This window comes from Paenibacillus sp. Marseille-Q7038 (assembly GCF_965111595.1).
Genome location: NZ_CBCOOM010000001.1, coordinates 2,784,348 through 2,802,038, shown reverse-complemented (window position 1 = coordinate 2,802,038; position 17,691 = coordinate 2,784,348). Strand labels below are relative to the sequence as shown.

16 protein-coding genes and 1 other RNA gene are annotated in these 17,691 nt (G+C 42.5%); 16 read left to right on the top strand and 1 reads right to left on the bottom strand.

Annotated elements, in window-relative coordinates:
- Positions 1 to 5 precede the first annotated feature (5 nt).
- The 16 genes from ACWPWY_RS13345 to ACWPWY_RS13270 all read left to right on the top strand — a co-directional run bounded on the left by ACWPWY_RS13345 (position 6) and on the right by ACWPWY_RS13270 (position 15,626).
- Entirely contained in the window at positions 6 to 2,234 is a 2,229-nt protein-coding gene (locus ACWPWY_RS13345; RefSeq protein WP_454192127.1) for an HD family phosphohydrolase, read from the top strand.
- Between the two features lie 82 nt (positions 2,235 to 2,316).
- The gene (gene ybeY / locus ACWPWY_RS13340; protein WP_454192126.1) at positions 2,317 to 2,811 is read left to right on the top strand and encodes an rRNA maturation RNase YbeY; all 495 of its coding nucleotides are present in this window, start codon (positions 2,317 to 2,319) and stop codon (positions 2,809 to 2,811) included.
- On the top strand, positions 2,811 to 3,176 hold the full coding sequence (locus ACWPWY_RS13335) for a diacylglycerol kinase family protein (protein ID WP_454192125.1): 366 nt from the start codon (positions 2,811 to 2,813) through the stop codon (positions 3,174 to 3,176). The genes ybeY and ACWPWY_RS13335 overlap by 1 nt, the downstream gene beginning before the upstream one ends.
- A gap of 37 nt (positions 3,177 to 3,213) precedes the next feature.
- Positions 3,214 to 3,621 (top strand): cytidine deaminase, encoded by a 408-nt coding sequence (locus ACWPWY_RS13330; RefSeq protein WP_454192124.1) that lies wholly within the window; start codon positions 3,214 to 3,216, stop codon positions 3,619 to 3,621.
- Positions 3,622 to 3,659: 38 nt separating this feature from the next.
- On the top strand, positions 3,660 to 4,562 hold the full coding sequence (gene era, locus ACWPWY_RS13325) for a GTPase Era (protein WP_454192123.1): 903 nt from the start codon (positions 3,660 to 3,662) through the stop codon (positions 4,560 to 4,562).
- 134 nt (positions 4,563 to 4,696) lie between these two features.
- On the top strand, positions 4,697 to 4,849 hold the full coding sequence (locus ACWPWY_RS13320) for a YqzL family protein (RefSeq protein ID WP_454192122.1): 153 nt from the start codon (positions 4,697 to 4,699) through the stop codon (positions 4,847 to 4,849).
- Positions 4,850 to 4,885: 36 nt separating this feature from the next.
- The gene (gene recO / locus ACWPWY_RS13315; RefSeq protein WP_454192121.1) at positions 4,886 to 5,638 is read left to right on the top strand and encodes a DNA repair protein RecO; all 753 of its coding nucleotides are present in this window, start codon (positions 4,886 to 4,888) and stop codon (positions 5,636 to 5,638) included.
- Between the two features lie 354 nt (positions 5,639 to 5,992).
- Positions 5,993 to 6,880: a glycine--tRNA ligase subunit alpha gene (glyQ, locus tag ACWPWY_RS13310; RefSeq protein WP_191798852.1), complete on the top strand. Its 888-nt coding sequence runs from the start codon at positions 5,993 to 5,995 to the stop codon at positions 6,878 to 6,880.
- Complete coding sequence (gene glyS / locus ACWPWY_RS13305; protein WP_454192120.1) at positions 6,873 to 8,948, top strand: glycine--tRNA ligase subunit beta; 2,076 nt, start codon at positions 6,873 to 6,875, stop codon at positions 8,946 to 8,948. The genes glyQ and glyS overlap by 8 nt, the downstream gene beginning before the upstream one ends.
- A 204-nt stretch (positions 8,949 to 9,152) precedes the next feature.
- Entirely contained in the window at positions 9,153 to 9,608 is a 456-nt protein-coding gene (locus ACWPWY_RS13300; RefSeq protein ID WP_454192119.1) for a YaiI/YqxD family protein, read from the top strand.
- A 45-nt stretch (positions 9,609 to 9,653) separates the two neighbouring features.
- Positions 9,654 to 11,474 (top strand): DNA primase, encoded by a 1,821-nt coding sequence (gene dnaG / locus ACWPWY_RS13295; RefSeq protein WP_454192118.1) that lies wholly within the window; start codon positions 9,654 to 9,656, stop codon positions 11,472 to 11,474.
- Between the two features lie 45 nt (positions 11,475 to 11,519).
- Entirely contained in the window at positions 11,520 to 12,650 is a 1,131-nt protein-coding gene (gene rpoD, locus ACWPWY_RS13290) for an RNA polymerase sigma factor RpoD (protein ID WP_454192117.1), read from the top strand.
- 213 nt (positions 12,651 to 12,863) lie between these two features.
- The gene (locus ACWPWY_RS13285) at positions 12,864 to 13,631 is read left to right on the top strand and encodes a tRNA (adenine(22)-N(1))-methyltransferase (protein ID WP_454192116.1); all 768 of its coding nucleotides are present in this window, start codon (positions 12,864 to 12,866) and stop codon (positions 13,629 to 13,631) included.
- Complete coding sequence (locus ACWPWY_RS13280) at positions 13,607 to 14,722, top strand: Nif3-like dinuclear metal center hexameric protein (RefSeq protein ID WP_454192115.1); 1,116 nt, start codon at positions 13,607 to 13,609, stop codon at positions 14,720 to 14,722. Before ACWPWY_RS13285 ends, ACWPWY_RS13280 begins: the two co-directional genes overlap by 25 nt.
- A 70-nt stretch (positions 14,723 to 14,792) precedes the next feature.
- Positions 14,793 to 15,194, top strand: an RNA gene (gene rnpB / locus ACWPWY_RS13275) — RNase P RNA component class A.
- A gap of 180 nt (positions 15,195 to 15,374) precedes the next feature.
- On the top strand, positions 15,375 to 15,626 hold the full coding sequence (locus ACWPWY_RS13270) for a hypothetical protein (RefSeq protein WP_454192114.1): 252 nt from the start codon (positions 15,375 to 15,377) through the stop codon (positions 15,624 to 15,626).
- A 70-nt stretch (positions 15,627 to 15,696) separates the two neighbouring features.
- Here the strand turns inward: ACWPWY_RS13270 and ACWPWY_RS13265 are convergent, their stop codons facing one another.
- Positions 15,697 to 17,580, bottom strand: a complete 1,884-nt coding sequence (locus ACWPWY_RS13265; RefSeq protein WP_454192113.1) for a S8 family peptidase — start codon at positions 17,578 to 17,580, stop codon at positions 15,697 to 15,699.
- Positions 17,581 to 17,691: the final 111 nt, after the last annotated feature.

The window sequence follows — 17,691 nt, the reverse complement described above, 5'->3', positions numbered from 1 at the left end:
TCCTGGTGACCCCTAAGGAATTGTCTAAAGACAAGTCTTTTCAGAATAAGAAAATGGGATGGAAGAATAGCAGGGGAGCCCGCTATCTTCTGTTTTTGTTTATGCTCATTCTGTTCTATGTTAGTTTGTCTCCGAGTTTGTTGCCTGAGCGTTATGATATTCAGCAGGGAACACGTAGTGAAAAAGAAATTAAGGCGCCGATGCAGATTCAAGATAATCAAGCACGTGCGCTGGCACAGGAACAGGCGGCTGAAAGTGTTCAGCCGATCTACCAATATGTCTCTTTACGTAATGAAAGTTTAATTACATCCATACTTGACCGTATTGACCGTTTAAATCAGGATGATATATCAAGTGATGACAAGATTGAAATTTATAAACAAGAAATTCCGCAGCGACTAAGGGACTCCGTAACGAATTTTATTAACAATAATCGAAGTTCCGGTATTTATTCCGAACCACTGCTCGAAGAGATTCGCAAAGTAACCGAAGGACAGTCTTACCGTATTCCAGAAGAGACGTATATCAAAATTGCTAGACTGTCTTCCGATCAGATTAAACAGATGAAACCGGTGGCACGAGAGCTTGTCTCTCGGCTTATGGTAGACCAGATCACGGATGCCTCTATTCCACGTGCAAAAGTGGCGGAAATGGTCAATACAAGCTCGCTTAATGACCGTACTTCACGCGAGGTGGTTCAGGAACTTACCCGATTTGTGATTACATCAAATAAATTCTACGATGAAGAGGCGACGAAAGAAGCCAAAGCGAAGGCGCGGGAAAACACACCGCCTGTTTACATCGAAGAAGGGGAAACGCTTGTAGCCAAAGGGGAGATTATTACCGAAGAAGTGTACAAGCTGCTTTCGGATAATAAACTTTTGCGTGATGAAGTAAATTATTGGCCGCAGTTTGGTTTACTGTTACTGTCGCTATTTCTCTCATTAGGCATATTAATGTACATGAATCAAATGAGTAATCCCGAATTCAAATATAGCAATGCGCAACTGCTTATGCTGTTATGTGTATTTGTGATTACAATAGGCAGTATGCATTTGATTGCTTTTCTTCAGACAGATGGTAGAGTATTCGTCGGATACTTGGCTCCGGTAGGGATTGGAGTCATGTTAATTACCCTGCTGCTCGACATACCTTTGGCCTATATCTCTGCTATTATTTTTGGGATTGTGGCTAGCATTATACTAAATACGCAGCAAAACGAAAATTTTGACTTTAATTTTGGATTGTTTACTGTCATTGTCAGCTTTGTTGCTATTTTTGCTACGGACAAGGCGAGCCAGCGCTCAACTTTACTGAAAAGCGGTATTATGGTGTCATTGATTGGTTCTCTTGTAGTCTTCATGCTTTCAATTCTGGGAGATGGAGATTGGGATCGTACCAATGCGCTATACGGGGTAGGTTTTGCTTTTGCGGGCGGGATTTTGATGGCAATTCTTGCTATTGGTCTGATGCCGTTCTTTGAATCTACTTTCGGAATTTTATCTGCTTTGAAGCTTGTGGAATTGTCAAATCCGAATCACCCGCTATTACGTAAACTGCTTACAGAAACACCGGGAACTTATCATCATAGTGTGATGGTAGGGAACTTGTCTGAGGCAGCCGCTGAAGCGATCGGTGCAGATGGTCTCTTATGCAGAGTTGGTTCCTATTACCATGATATTGGAAAAACAAAACGTCCGATTTATTTTATCGAGAATCAGAATAATATGGAAAATCCGCATGACACACTGGATCCTAAGCTTAGTAAGTCGATTATTATCGCTCATGCAAGAGATGGCGTGGAGATGCAAAAAGAGTATAAACTTCCCAAGCGGATTCGTGATATTGCAGAGCAGCATCATGGAACAACCTTCCTACACTTTTTCTATCAAAAAGCGATAAAGCAGGCGGAAGAGGCGGGAGTAGAACCTGATTTTACGGAAGAAGATTTTAGATATCCAGGTCCTAAAGCTCAGTCTAAAGAAGCAGCTATCGTAGGGATTGCAGACAGTGTGGAAGCCGCCGTTCGTTCCTTACGGAAACCGACCGTAGAACAAGTGGAAACGATGATTGAGAAGATTATAAAAAGCAGGCTCGATGATCATCAGTTGAATGATTGTGATTTGACCATGCGTGAACTCGATATTGTGTCGAAGACGTTAAAAGAAGCGGTAATGGGTATTTTCCATTCTCGAATTGAATATCCGGAAGAAATAAAGAAGCCAAAAAGTTAAGTAAGAGCGGAGAGTTATTTGCTTTAGACTTAACAGCTTATTAAGATTAACTATAGAGTATACAGATAAGGAGCATACGAAAATGAGTGTGCAACTCGTATGGAATAATAACCAAGAAGTTGTTGAGATCACGGAAGAATTGATTGGGACTTTGGAAAGGTTGCTTGAAAAAGCAGCCGAGATGGAGAAGATTACAGATGGTGAGGTAGCTCTCACTTTTGTAACAGATCAAGAAATTCATGAACTGAATAAGGAGTATCGGGGAATCGATCGTCCTACGGATGTGCTTTCTTTTGCCATGAATGAATCGATCGATGAAGAATTGGATATTATTTATGATCTTGGTGAGAATGAAGCTATAGATATCCCAGAAATCCTTGGAGATATTATTATTTCAGTGGAGACCGCGATTGCTCAAAGCAAAGAATACGGTCATTCTATTGATCGTGAGATCGGATTTTTGTTTGTGCATGGTTTTCTTCATTTGTTAGGTTATGATCATCAGGACGAAGCTAGTGAAGCTGAAATGATGGGAAAACAGGAAAAAGTTCTTGCTGAGGTGGGGCTCAGTCGGTAATGAAGAAGCGCTCATGGGGTGATGTATTTCGTAACGCAATGGAGGGCTTAATAGAAAGTTTTCTAACGCAGCGGAATCTGCGTGTTCATGCGGGATGTGCTATCCTTGCAGTTGTTGCGGGCCTATTTTTTCATATTTCTCAGGTGGACTGGATGTTCATCTGTGTGGCGATTGCTGGTGTGATGATAACGGAGCTGCTTAATACCGCTGTTGAACGGGTCGTAGACCTTGCCTCCCCTGAGTTTCACTTGCTTGCAAAATCCGCTAAAGATACCGCTGCTGGAGCTGTGCTGCTGGCGGCGGTTTTTGCCGTGATTATTGCACTGTTTGTTTTTTGGGAGCCGCTGATTACATGGGCTTTCTAAAATAGATAACATTTCGTTCTAGAAAGAGGTAAGATATATGGATAAGCAAAGTTTGATGAAAGAAGCTGTTGAAGCTCGTAAGAAAGCTTATATCCCATACTCTCACTTTGGAGTAGGGGCTGCACTGGTTGGGGAAGATGGTCATATCTATCATGGATGTAATATTGAAAATGCAGCTTACGGTCCAAGTAACTGCGCAGAGCGAACGGCTGTGTTTAGTGCTATCGCGAGCGGCCATGAACCTAGAAAATTCAAAGCAATAGCTATCGTAGGAGATACAGATGGTCCAATCTCTCCTTGTGGTATATGTCGTCAGGTGATGTTTGAATTGTGTGAACCAGATATGCCTGTTTACTTAGGAAATCTGAAAGGTGACATGGTGGAAACAACCGTCTCCGATCTACTGCCAGGGGCATTCGGCCCTCAAGATCTTGCGAAAGTATAAAATCAATGTATAGGGTTCAGCCCTAATTTGGAGGAAATATGTCAAAAAAAGAATTTAAATCCGGTTTTGTAGCCATTATCGGCAGACCGAATGTGGGTAAATCCACTCTAATGAATCAAGTCATTGGACAGAAAATTGCGATTATGTCCGATAAACCACAAACAACGAGAAATAAAATTCACGGGGTATATACCGCAGATAATATGCAAATCGTTTTTCTAGATACACCAGGTATTCATAAGCGTCAATCGAAACTGGGCGATTTCATGAATATGACGGCACTTAATACACTTCGGGAAGTAGAAGCTGTTCTATTTTTGGTTGATGCTGCGGAAGGAATGGGCGGCGGTGATCGCTTTATTGCCGAACAATTGAAAGATGTTAAAACGCCGGTCATCCTTGTGTTGAACAAAATCGACCAAATAGAGCCTGAAGCTCTATTACCTTTAATCGAACAATACAGAAAGCTGCACGAATTTGCCGAGATTGTTCCTATTTCAGCTAAACACGGTAACAATGTAAATACTCTTCTTGATCAAGTTAAGAAGTATTTACCGGTAGGTCCTCAGTATTATCCAGAAGATCAAATTACGGATCATCCTGAGCAGTTTGTTATTGCTGAGCTTGTACGTGAGAAAATTCTGCATATGACGCGTGAGGAAGTGCCTCACTCCATTGCCGTTACCATCGAAGAAATGCGTGCACAAGAAAATGGGACAGTGTATGTTTCTGCTGTAATTTATGTAGAACGTGATTCCCAAAAAGGAATTATTATCGGTAAACAAGGAGCTCTTCTTAAAGAAGTAGGGAAGCGAGCTCGTCACGATATTGAAAGACTGCTTGGTTCCAAAATATTTTTGGAACTATGGGTGAAAGTGAAGAAAGACTGGCGAAATCAAGACCGAGTCCTTCGTGACTTAGGTTTTCATCGAGACGCGTAAGTAGTTCGATTAATTGAGAAATGCCTTTTCTGCCGTACACTACCAGTGTTGTTTTACGCATAGAAAGAACTCCCTTGTACATCCTATCTCTTAGATGCTTATCAAGTCATTTCCACAAGAGAGGATGAATACTTATGCGAGATTTTTCGTGGACGTATTTTGCAAAGACTGGAGATGTTGATGCTTACTTGCTGTACAAAGAAGCTTGTGCATCTGTCCTAGATGAAGTAGGAATTGAAGCTGAAGGGGAGGTTGATCCTTTTGATGCGATTCAGACCGAATCTTAGCCATGTGCGGCAGGAGTGGCTTGTGGGGGACGAAACATGCTATACAGGGTGGAAGGGATCGTCATCCGCAGTATGGACTACGGCGAAGGGAACAAGATTATTACGCTTTGCACCGAAAGTGGAGGTAAAGTAGGAGTTCTTGTCCGTGGAGCTAAAAAGGCAAAAAGCCGCCATGCTGCCCTGACACAGCCGTTTACGTATGGAGAATATGTTTTTTTTCGTAATCAAGGACTGGGAACTTTAAATCAAGGCGAAATTATTGAATCTCACCATGTACTGCGTGAGGACATTATTAAGGCGGCATTTGCCTCCTATGCCTGTGAGTTATTGGACCGAGTGTTGCAGGATGATGAAACAGGTACCTTTTGGTTTAAACAATTAAAGGCATGCCTCGGGGCCCTTCAAGAAGATAAAGATCCGGCTATTATTATTCATCTTTATGAAATGAAAATATTACAGTCCGCTGGATATGCACCTGAACTTCAAGCTTGTATTTCCTGTGGACGGGAGAGACCGGATGAAGAATATTTTATTAGTCCGAGTCTTGGAGGCGTTTTATGCCGTGCTTGTAAACACTTTGATCCGCCGGCTATGAATATAACCCCAAGGGCTCTAAAGTTGTTACGTTTATTTTCAGCGCTAGATTTACAGCGTCTTGGCAATATATCTGTACGCGAAGAGACTAAGACTGAAATTAAGGTGATCATGCGTGCATTTATGGATCAGCAATTAGCCTTAAAACTGAAATCTCGTCATTTTCTTGATCAGATGGAAAAGTACGGTTTCTAAATTGTGACTCAAAAATAGCTTTCTGGGTGTTTTCTTGACAAGCGCATGATCACTACGTTATTATGAACCATAATAGTCTCTTTGAGACATGCGTTGATCGAGAAAGTACTGAACAGACAAACCTTAATTAGCGAGTCGGTGCAGGTGAGAGTCCGGCAGGTTTTGTTTAGGAAACGGCACTCGTGAGCAGAACATGATACGGAAAAGCGGATTGCTATAGAAGCTCATCATGAGTTTCGAAGGTGATCAAGTAGGGTGGAACCGCGGGATTAACTCTCGTCCCTACGTCTGTATAACAGGCGTAGGGCGGGGGTTTTTTGCTGTCCTACAGCTGATGAAAAAGGAGAGAAGTATATGAATTTTCAGCAAATGATTTTAACGCTGCAAGAGTTCTGGGCAGGCCAAGAATGCATTATTGTTCAGCCATATGATACGGAAAAGGGTGCAGGTACAATGAACCCCATGACTTTCCTTCGTTCGATCGGACCTGAACCATGGAAAGTAGCTTATGTGGAGCCGTCACGACGTCCTTCGGATGGAAGATACGGAGAGAACCCGAACCGGTTGTATCAACATCATCAGTTCCAAGTCATTATTAAACCTTCCCCTGACAATATTCAGGAACTATATTTGGACAGCCTCAAAGCGCTTGGAATTGATGCGAATAAGCATGATATCCGTTTCGTAGAAGATAACTGGGAGAATCCTTCTCTTGGTTGTGCGGGTCTCGGCTGGGAAGTATGGCTCGACGGTATGGAAATCACACAGTTCACTTATTTCCAACAAGTAGGCGGAATCGAAACCAATCCTGTTTCCGTTGAAATCACCTATGGTATGGAACGTCTAGCATCATATATCCAGGACAAAGACAATGTATTTGATCTGGAGTGGGTAGGCGATGTGAAGTATGGAGACGTATTCCATCAACCAGAAGTGGAACATTCTAAATATACGTTTGAAGTATCTGATGTTCGTATGCTATTTACACTCTTTAACATGTATGAAGAAGAGGCAAAAAAGGCAATGGATCAGGATCTGGTATTCCCAGCTTATGATTATGTGCTCAAATGCTCACATACGTTTAACCTTCTGGATGCCCGTGGAGCGATCAGTGTAACGGAACGGACGGGCTATATTACGAGAGTACGTAATCTGGCGCGTCAAGTCGCTGCAACATATCTAGCGGAGCGCGAGAAGCTCGGATTCCCATTGATTAAGCAAGGAGGTGCGGATCATGTCTAAAGATTTATTATTTGAAATTGGTCTGGAAGAAGTACCTGCAAGATTTGTGCGCGGAGCGATAGAGCAGCTTCAGGATCGAATGGAGAAATGGCTGAGCAGTATCCGTGTAAATCATGGTGCTGTAGAAGCTTATGCAACACCCCGTCGTTTGGCTGTCCTGATTAAAGATGTTGCTGAAAAACAAGAGGATATAGAAGAAGAAGTAAAAGGACCGTCACGCAAAATTGCAATGGACGAAAACGGAAATTGGAGTAAAGCAGCTCTTGGTTTTGCGAGAAGTCAAGGTGTTTCTCCGGAACAGTTTACGTTTAAAGAACTTGGCGGCGTTGAATATATTTACGCAACGAAAAGCAGCAAAGGAACGGAAACTTCTGAAATTCTTGCTGAAGGATTGCTGCAAATTTTACATGCGATGACATTTCCTAAATTTATGCGCTGGGCTTCTTATGATTTCAAATTTGTTCGTCCGATCCGCTGGATGGTTGCGCTTTTTGGTACGGATGTTATCTCTATAGAAGTTGCGGGCGTTACTTCAGGAAATATCACGCGAGGTCACCGTTTCTTAGGAAAAGAAATCGAAATCAAAGAGCCTTCTGCTTATGTTGAAGCGTTACGTTCAGAGCATGTAATTGCCGATATCGAAGAGCGCCGTGCGATCATTGTGAAACAAATTGAAGAACTCGCTCATGAGAAGAATTGGACCATTGGTGTTAAAGAAGATTTGCTCGAAGAAATCTTGTTCCTGGTTGAAACTCCAACCGTATTATACGGAACATTTGAGTCTTCCTTCCTTAATATTCCGCAAGATGTGCTGATTACTTCTATGCGTGAGCATCAACGGTATTTCCCTGTGTTTGACGATAAAGGTACACTACTTCCTTATTTTGTCACTGTACGTAACGGCGGAAAAGAATCGCTTGATGTGATTGCAAAAGGGAATGAGAAAGTGCTTCGTGCACGTTTGTCGGATGCGAAATTCTTTTACGAAGAAGATCAAAAATTACAAATTAAAGATGCAGTATCCAAACTTGAAAGCATTGTTTTCCAAGAAGAGATGGGTACCGTTGGAGATAAGGTCCGCCGTATTCGCAAAATTGCAGATGCACTTGCAGCGAAGCTGAATATCCCAGCAGATCAGGTTGAATCGGTTAGCCGTGCAGCTGATATTTGTAAATTTGATCTTGTAACACAGATGGTATATGAGTTCCCTGAATTGCAAGGGGTTATGGGTGAAGATTACGCTTTGAAAGCAGGGGAACGTGCTGAGGTAGCTAGAGCGATCTTTGAACATTATCAACCGAGATCAGCTTCCGACAGTGTTCCAGCATCGATGATTGGATCTATCGTAAGTATCGCAGATAAGATAGATACCATTGTAGGTTGTTTCTCTATCGGGATTATTCCAACGGGTTCACAAGACCCTTATGCTCTTCGTCGTCAAGCGGCTGGTATCGTACAAATTGCTTACGAGCATGAACTGCCTGTAACATTGGATGATATTTTTGAGCTTGGAATCGGGGTTCACGAAAGCATGAGAGTTATGAAACGTCCGGCGGATGAAATACGTAAAGACTTACAAGAGTTCTTTGGTTTACGGGTCAAAAAACTCTTGTCTGAAACGATGCGTTATGATGTAGTGGATGCGGTAATTAGTGCTCAGTACAATGATATCGTATCCGTTACGCGCCGCGGAGCTGCTCTGATGAATGCTGTGGTCTCAGAAGATGATTTCAAAACAACGGTGGACTCCTTTAATCGTGTAGGTAATTTGGCAGCTAAAGCTTCTAATGCTTCGGTTAGTGAAGAGGTATTTGTAGAAGATGGAGAGCGTAAACTATATGATGCATGGAAGGCTACATCCCTTGCTTACCAAGAAGCTATTGCTCGTCATGATGCAGAAAAGGCCCTAAGTTTGGCTAGCTCCTGGAAAGAGCCGATCACCGAATTCTTTGATTCTGTTATGGTTATGGCAGAAGACGAAGCTGTCCGTGCAAATCGCTTAGGCTTACTCGCTTCTATAGATCAAGACTTGAAATCGTTCGCTGATTTCTCCAAGTTGGTTTGGTAATAATAAGCTAGGTCTATACTGGATTTTGAGATCGTAAAAATAAATATAGAAAAACAAAGGATATATTAATGGACAGCGTATATCGCTGTCCTGTGTTATTTTCTTTGTTTGCTGTATTTCATGCCTGGGCAGGAATTAGGATGGTCTCAGGCGTATATAATAATATCCCGGACTGAATTTAAAAATGAGACGGGTGATGGAGATATGCAAAGGCGAATTGTCGTCGATGGCGACGCTTGCCCTGTAAAACGTGAAATTGCAGAAACAGCTCATGGGTTTGACATGCATGTGCTAATGGTATCTTCATTTGATCACCGATTAGAGGGAGCAGAAGGGGTAACGGTAATTCAAGTGGATCGCAGCGATCAGAGTGCCGATCTTTACATTGCGAATCATATACGTGCTCATGATGTGGTTGTGACTCAAGATTATGGACTTGCTGCACTGGCTCTAGCTAAGAAATGCAGTGTTATTACTTTTCGAGGTAAAATAATTGATAATCAGGACATCGATTTTCTGCTTGATTCTAGACATACTCATGCAAAAGCAAGAAAAAGAGGTCATTATGGGAAAGGTCCGAAGCCACTCACAGAGGAGGATCGAAGGACATTTCAACATAAACTGACAAAACTTTTGAAAGATTTGCAGGAGTTTGTGTAAGTTTAGCGAATTATATTTACGTGTTAAGAGATGAAGGTGGTTAGGATGAGTGCCGGACAGGGTAACATACCGGAAAGTGTTATCGAATCAGTTCTTCAGCAACATGATATCGTAGACACGGTAAGTAAATTTGTACATCTGACCAAGCAGGGCAAATACATGAAGGGTCTTTGCCCGTTTCATTCAGAGAATACCCCTTCGTTTACAGTTACACCAGAACGCCAGATTTTCTATTGCTACGGTTGCGGCAAGGGTGGAAATGCCATCAAATTTAGGATGGAAATCGAAGGATTAACCTTCCCCGAGGCTGTAAAATCGATGGCAGAAGAGACTCATATCCCTCTTGGGGATTGGCATGGACGTGATGTTGCGCACCACAATCCGGAAACGGAGCGTCTGTTGCAGGCGAACGAACTTACTGCGAAATTATACCATTATCTACTCAAAAATACGGAGTACGGAAAAGCAGCGATAGAATATTTGCGTGGTCGGGGTATGAACGATAAGGCAATTGATCATTTTCAGATTGGTTATGCTCCTGCGGGATGGAATACGCTGGTTCAGTTTCTGGAGAAACGTTCTTTTTCTCTTGCCGAAATGGAGAAGGGTGGACTTATTTCTTCTCGAAATGAAGGCGGAGGATATGTAGACCGTTTTCGAGATCGTATTATTTTTCCTATTAAGAGCAGCAGCGGCAAGGTCATTGCTTTTGCGGGACGGACCATGGGAGATGGCCAGCCCAAATATCTGAACTCACCCGAAACGAGATTGTTTAATAAAAGTCGGATCCTTTATAACATGTATGATGCTAAATCTTCGATTCGTAAGAAGGGGCAAACGATTTTGTTTGAAGGATATGGAGACGTAATCTCTGCGTGGGAGCATGATATTCATAATGGTGTCGCCGGAATGGGAACCGCATTAACAGAAAACCAAGCGCGGATGCTTAAATCACTCAGTGATGAGGTAATTATTTGTTATGACGGTGATAAAGCCGGACAAGCTGCTGCACTAAAAAACATGCCCATCTTAGAATCCGCTGGTCTTGTAGTAAAGATTGCGCTTCTAACCGATGGACTTGATCCGGATGAATTCATTCGAAAGCATGGCGGGGACCGCTTTACCCATCAAATTATTGATGGTGCTGTGTCTCCGATAAAATTTAAGCTTATAAACCTGAAGAAAAACCATATACTGCTAGAAGAAGGTGGTCGAATCGCTTATTCGCGAGAAGCCATCAAACTGATAGCTCCCCTCTCTTCACCGACAGAAAGGGAAGTATATCTTCGTGAACTTTCATCTGAAGTAGATGTTGATTTCGAGACCTTAAAGCAAGAATGCAATCTCGAAAGACAACAAATACAAAAAAACGAGCAGCTTGGGGATAATATTGATAAAAGGTGGAATAATGGTAGGCAACAAAATAGGCAGATTCCTACACCTAATCTTCTTCCTGCCTATCATGCGGCCGAGAGAAGGCTTCTATCCTGGATGCTTCAAGACGAGGAAGCTGCAAGGTACGTCAATGAACATCTTGGTGAAGCTTTTAACATTAACGATCATGCAGCAATTGCTGCTTATCTATATGCTTATTACGCACAAGGAAAAGCGCCGGATACAGGGCTATTCATGTTATCCCTTCAGGATGACCGGTTGGAAAAAACAGTGAGCTCCATCATTATGATGGATGTTCCTGGTCATTGGGATCAGAGTGCTCTGGATGATTGTATACGAGAGGTGCTTAAATACCCTGTGCTCAGGCAGATTGATCAAAAGAAAGAAGAAATGATTGCTGCCGAACGATCCGGAGACTTTTTGCGTGCAGCACAAATTGCAAGTGAGATTATAACCCTAGAGAGACAGTGATTGTTTTTTAGCATAGCATGTTTCTAGGGAGGAGGGAGTCGGAATATGGCGAATGATCAGCATACTGAACTAGAGACAGAATTGACGCTAGATCAAGTAAAAGACCAACTGATTGAACAAGGTAAAAAGAGGGCGTCGCTAAACTATAAAGAGATCATGGAGAAACTTTCTCCATTTGATCAAGATCCAGAACAAATGGATGAGTTTTATGAACAACTTAGCGATTTAGGAATCGATGTAGTAAATGAAAATGATGAGGAGAACCCACTTCGTCCAAGTGAAGACTCCGAAAACAATGATAGTGAAGAGTTTCGTTTTGATGATGATTTGAGCTTACCTCCAGGTATCAAGATTAATGACCCGGTGCGTATGTATTTGAAAGAAATCGGCCGTGTCCCACTTCTATCCGCGGATGATGAGGTTGAACTCGCTAAGCGTATTATGAATGGAGACGAAGAAGCGAAACGCCGTCTAGCTGAAGCGAACTTACGACTCGTTGTAAGTATTGCGAAGCGTTACGTTGGTCGTGGTATGCTTTTCCTCGATCTAATTCAAGAAGGAAACATGGGATTAATCAAAGCGGTTGAGAAGTTTGACCATAACAAAGGTTTCAAATTTAGTACGTATGCAACATGGTGGATTCGCCAGGCGATCACCCGTGCAATTGCCGACCAGGCTCGTACCATTCGTATTCCGGTGCATATGGTAGAAACCATTAACAAATTGATTCGTGTATCTCGTCAGCTCCTTCAAGAACTGGGACGCGAACCAACTCCGGAAGAGATTGCAGCTGAAATGGATCTGAGTGTAGAAAAAGTAAGAGAAATTACGAAGATTGCTCAAGAGCCAGTTTCACTGGAAACACCGATTGGTGAGGAAGATGATTCTCATTTGGGAGACTTTATCGAGGATCAGGAAGCACTTGCTCCTGCAGATGCAGCAGCTTATGAGCTCCTTAAAGAGCAACTGGAAGATGTACTGGATACGCTGACTGAGCGTGAAGAGAATGTGCTTCGCTTGCGTTTTGGTCTTGATGATGGACGTACAAGAACACTTGAAGAAGTAGGTAAAGTGTTTGGTGTTACACGTGAGCGGATTCGTCAGATCGAAGCAAAAGCATTGCGTAAGCTACGTCATCCAAGTCGCAGCAAACGCCTGAAAGATTTTCTTGAATAGTTGAAATAGTGGGCCTTCTGCTGTGTGATGTGGCAGGAGGTCCTCTTTATTTATACTTAATACGAACAAGTTTTCTTGTTTTTGGAACTAATGTATTGAATTTGCTAATAAACATTATTTTATCTCTTTTTTTATCTGATTGCAAATGAGAATGCATTACTGCGAAGGTCCTCTTGGACTGTAAATCAAGTAAATACTGGATGGTGTTGTTAAGTGAAATTGTCAAAAAGATTGCAACTATTACATGATCTAATGGATCCGGGACGGATTCTTGCTGATATCGGTTCAGATCATGCTCTTCTGCCGGTAGCTTGTGTACGCAGCGGGCAAGCTGTGAAGGCGATTGCGGGCGAACTGAACGAAGGTCCATTTGAAGCTGCAAAGAAACAAGTGGCAAGTGCTGGTCTTTCTGCAAATATTGAAGTGCGCAGAGGAGATGGTCTTGATGTCATCGAACCAGGCGAAGTAGATACCGTTACTATTGCAGGTATGGGAGGAGCACTGATTGCCGCGATCCTAGATCGGGGCATTCATAGGCTCGAAGGTGTCACTCGGTTGATTCTGCAGCCTAATGTTGGAGAAGATATCCTTCGTAGATGGTTGTATGAACATGATTTTGTCGTTGAAGCAGAGCGAATCATCGAAGAAGATGGGAAAATTTACGAAGTTATTGCTGCAGTTCCCGCTTATTTCTCACATATTGCCAATGATGAGATCTATGAACCGAAATTAATCGGTACTGGGAAAAATGAAATCGAACTGAGCAAGGAAGAGCTAATCGCCATGGGTCCTTTTTTAGTAGAACAAGGTGGCCCTGTCTTTATTAAGAAATGGCACTGGGAAATGGACAAGCTGAAACATGTACTGAAATCCTTATCTAACTCGGATTTACCTGCTGCAAAAGAAAAAGCCGAAGAGATTCAAAATAGATTGAAGCGGATTGAGGAGGTACTGTTATGTATGCAAAAGGACAAACTGTAATTTCATATATGGAACAGCTGGCACCCAAACACTTGGCTGTCCCTGATGACCGAATTGGACTTCAGCTAGGAACTCTCCAGAAAGAAATCAAGAACGTTCTTGTTGCTCTCGATGTAACAGAAGAGGTTATTGATGAAGCCATTCGCATTCAGGCTGATTTAATTATTGCCCATCATGCCATTATATTTCGCCCATTAAAATCACTTCAAACCGATTCTCCAATGGGGAAATTATATGAAAAGCTGATTAAGCATGATATTGCAGTATACATTAGTCACACGAACCTAGATGTCGCAGAAGGCGGAATTAATGACTGGATGGCAGAAGCCATCGGAATCCAGAATGGATCTCCCCTTGAGGATTTGCATACAGAAAACTTATACAAACTGGTGGTATTTGTACCAAAGACACATCATGAGAAAGTATTGCAGGCTATTCTTGGTGCAGGAGCCGGTGCTATCGGTGATTACAGCCACTGCAGCTTCAATATAGACGGTGTAGGAACTTTTGTACCTGGAGCAGGGACTAAGCCTTTTATTGGCTCAGAAGGTCAAATGGAGCGCGTAGAAGAGGTGCGAATTGAAACGATCGTTCCAGGGTCTGTCAAGAGCAAAGTCGTTCAGGCTATGTTAAAAGCACATCCTTACGAGGAGGTAGCTTATGATCTCTATCACATGGACTTAAAAGGACGTTCGCTTGGTCTGGGTAGAGTGGGGAAATTGGCTGAATCTGTCTCCCTGCATACACTTGTAGATACGGTGAAAGAACAGTTCGATGTCAAAACCGTTCGTGTTGTTGGTGATTTGAACCGCACTGTAAAAAAAGCAGCTGTGCTTGGAGGTTCAGGAAGCCGGTATGTAAATCCTGCTCTGTTCAAAGGTGCGGACGTAATCGTAACGGGTGACATCGACTACCATACGGCTCAAGATGCTTTGATGGCGGGGATTGCGATTATTGATCCAGGACATAATATTGAGAAAATTATGAAGCCTAATACAGCCAAATGGCTGCGTTCTAAACTTGAACAAAATCGATATGAAACGAATGTACATGCTTCCGAAATCAACACAGAACCATTTCAATTTGTGTAATCACATAAATCCCAGGAATTGCACTTGTATGAAGCAAGAGTTCCGAGTATAATATGTAATGTTGTTTTGGAAAGTTTAACAGACAATCGCTGGTGGCCTTGTTGCCACGAGAGGAAAGTCCGGGCTCCATAGGGCAGGATGCTGGATAACGTCCAGTCAACGCGAGTTGAAGGATAGTGCCACAGAAATGGACCGCCGATGGCTGGTTTATCGCCAGCACAGGCAAGGATGGAACCGAGGTGTAAGAGACCCCGAGGAACGCTGGTGACTTCGTTCCTGGTAAACCCCATCTGGAGCAAGACCTAAAGAGACACAGTCACTTGTGACAGCCTTAGCCCGAGGCGTGTCTAGGTTGGTCGCTTGAGCTGTTCAGCAATGAATGGCCTAGATAGATGATTGTCGCTTGAAGTGGGAGGGTAGTTCCCGTGATACCACGAAGAGTACAGAACCCGGCTTACGGAAAACTTTCCTAACTGACAACAGTTAACATTAACAATGTAAATACAAACGGCAGTGTTGATCCTCATAAAGGATGGCATTCTGCCGTTTTTTTTATTTCTACATATATTTTTGTCATTAGGAGACAAACATCCAATCCGATAAGACGCTTTCGAATAGATTATATTATCACAAGAAAAGGAGTTGTTGAGTTATGAGTTATCAAGGTCATCACCATATGAAAAAGCATTGTCCAGTCCTGAAGCCAATTGTTTGTGATCCTGTTCATGTTGTGAAAAATCACTATCATAAAGCGATTCAACCGATTATTCACCCTGTAGAGATCATAAACAAACATCATGTTATTCCTGTTCCGAAACACGAATGGGCTGTAGTCGAAAGTGATCAAGAAGGACAAATGGGTAACCTCGGTGGCGGTTGTTGCGGTCCAAATCGCCGTAGATAGTAAGAATGAAAAAGAGCAGACCAGAGGCTTAGGCTACCTCGTCTGCTCTTTTTTTTATATTTTAGTAAAGCTATTTTACATATTTTTTTACCGTATCTTCCATTTTGTTTCGTAAGTTTTGCGGCCAGAATTGAAGAGGACTGTCTTCCTTCACATTCGCTCCTGCTTTTTCGAGTGCTTTATATACATCAATTTGTCCATATCCAAAATATTTATCATATCCTGAATCTCCAAGATCGATAACGCTTGATCGCATTAAATCCATCACCTCTTCATTACTGAGATCGGGATTAACGGAGCGAATTAGTCCGGCTAGAGCAGCCACATGGGGGCTTGCCATGGATGTACCAGACAGGGCAGCATACTGATTTCCAGGATAAGTGCTGGCGATGCTTGCTCCAGGTGCCACCACGTCAATATAATCTCCGTAATTCGAAAAATCAGCTCGTCTCATTGCCGCATCCGTGGCAGATACCGCAAAAACTTCAGGGTACGCTGCCGGATAACCAGGGCGTTCCGTATTATCATTTCCGGTTGCTGCAATAAGAACGACATCGCGATCATAGGCATACTTGATTGCATCATGTAGGAATTGTGCATCCGCATAATTTCCGAGACTCATATTAATTACCTTTGCCCCATGATCAGTAGCCCATATGATTCCCTCAGCTACGGCGTAAGTTGTACCTGATCCAGAAGAATCGAGTACTTTGACCGGCATCACTTTGTTGTACCAGGTCATTCCTGCCACACCTTCACTATTATTCACTTTGGCAGAGATGATACCAGCGACATGCGTTCCATGCCCTACATCATCATACGGTTTCTGAGCGGGATTAACGACATTAAAGCCTTCAACAAACTGTCCTTCGAGGTCCGGATGATCAAGATCTACTCCGGTATCAACGACTGCAATGGTAACATTATCGCTACCTTTGGACAAAGACCAACCTTTATTGGTTTCCGTTGCAGGGAGGTTCCATTGATATCGGGAGAAGAGTAAATCGTTCGGAATGTTGCCAACACTTAAGTTATCATCGGATGACTCGTTAGTTAGATACAGATAGTGAGGCTCCGTATACATAGGATCCCAGTTCTTCTTAAAGTATGACACTAAAGCTTCGTAGTTTTTATCCTTTGATTTGAATACATAGGTTTCACCCATTTTATGAACATGATCCAGTTTAATTTCTTTTTTAATCTGTTCCATTTTGTCTGTTGAGAGGTCCTCATTAAAGCGAATGACAATTTCATTCTCATAATAATGACTTGCATTTTGGTTGTCATGTCCTGTTTTTACCGTAACTCCTTTTAACGACCCAGGAAGTACGGTATTAACGTTATACTTTCCTTCTTTTGGATAAGGAATCATACGCAGGTTGCGGCGCTGATGTTCTTCTACATCATTAAGAATATGCTGGCTCATCACGGCAACAGCGGCATGATTACCATCTAGGGAAGGTTGACCGACAACGAAGTATTTCTCCTCTCCGAGCAGCATAGAATTAGATTCATAAGACTTATGCTTACGTACTGCTTGTTTGGCCGATTTAATACTGGACATCAGCTGCTGATTCTTATCGAGAACAGAATTTTTCTTGTTCTTTTGAGTGGAATAAGATGTAGACGTTCCATCCTTAAGATTCATCCAAATCAGCGTATGCAGCTGATGGTGAGAGGACTGGAGCTTATCCATGTAGGAAGTGATCTCTGTTTCGTCTGCTAGTTTTAGCTCTTTGAGCATATTGTGCAAATGCTGCTCAGCATCCATTCGTGATAAACGCTCCGTCGTCTGAATATCCTGAGATTTATATTGCTGTTTAAGCTGATGCTCTTGTTTTGGAGCAGGCGGTTCTGCTGTGTTGTTCTTATCCTGAGAAGGTAAGAGTAGGGTAATAACCAAGACAGAAGCGGCCACAATAAGGGCCAAGTAAATCCATTTATTTTTCCTCATGTAAACTAAATTCCTCCTGCTAATTTAAGTGGGATCAGGTCTCTTTAGCGTGAGGAGGAAAAGCCTATTTTATACGGATATGACTCGGAAATTCAAAAACTTCATCCACAA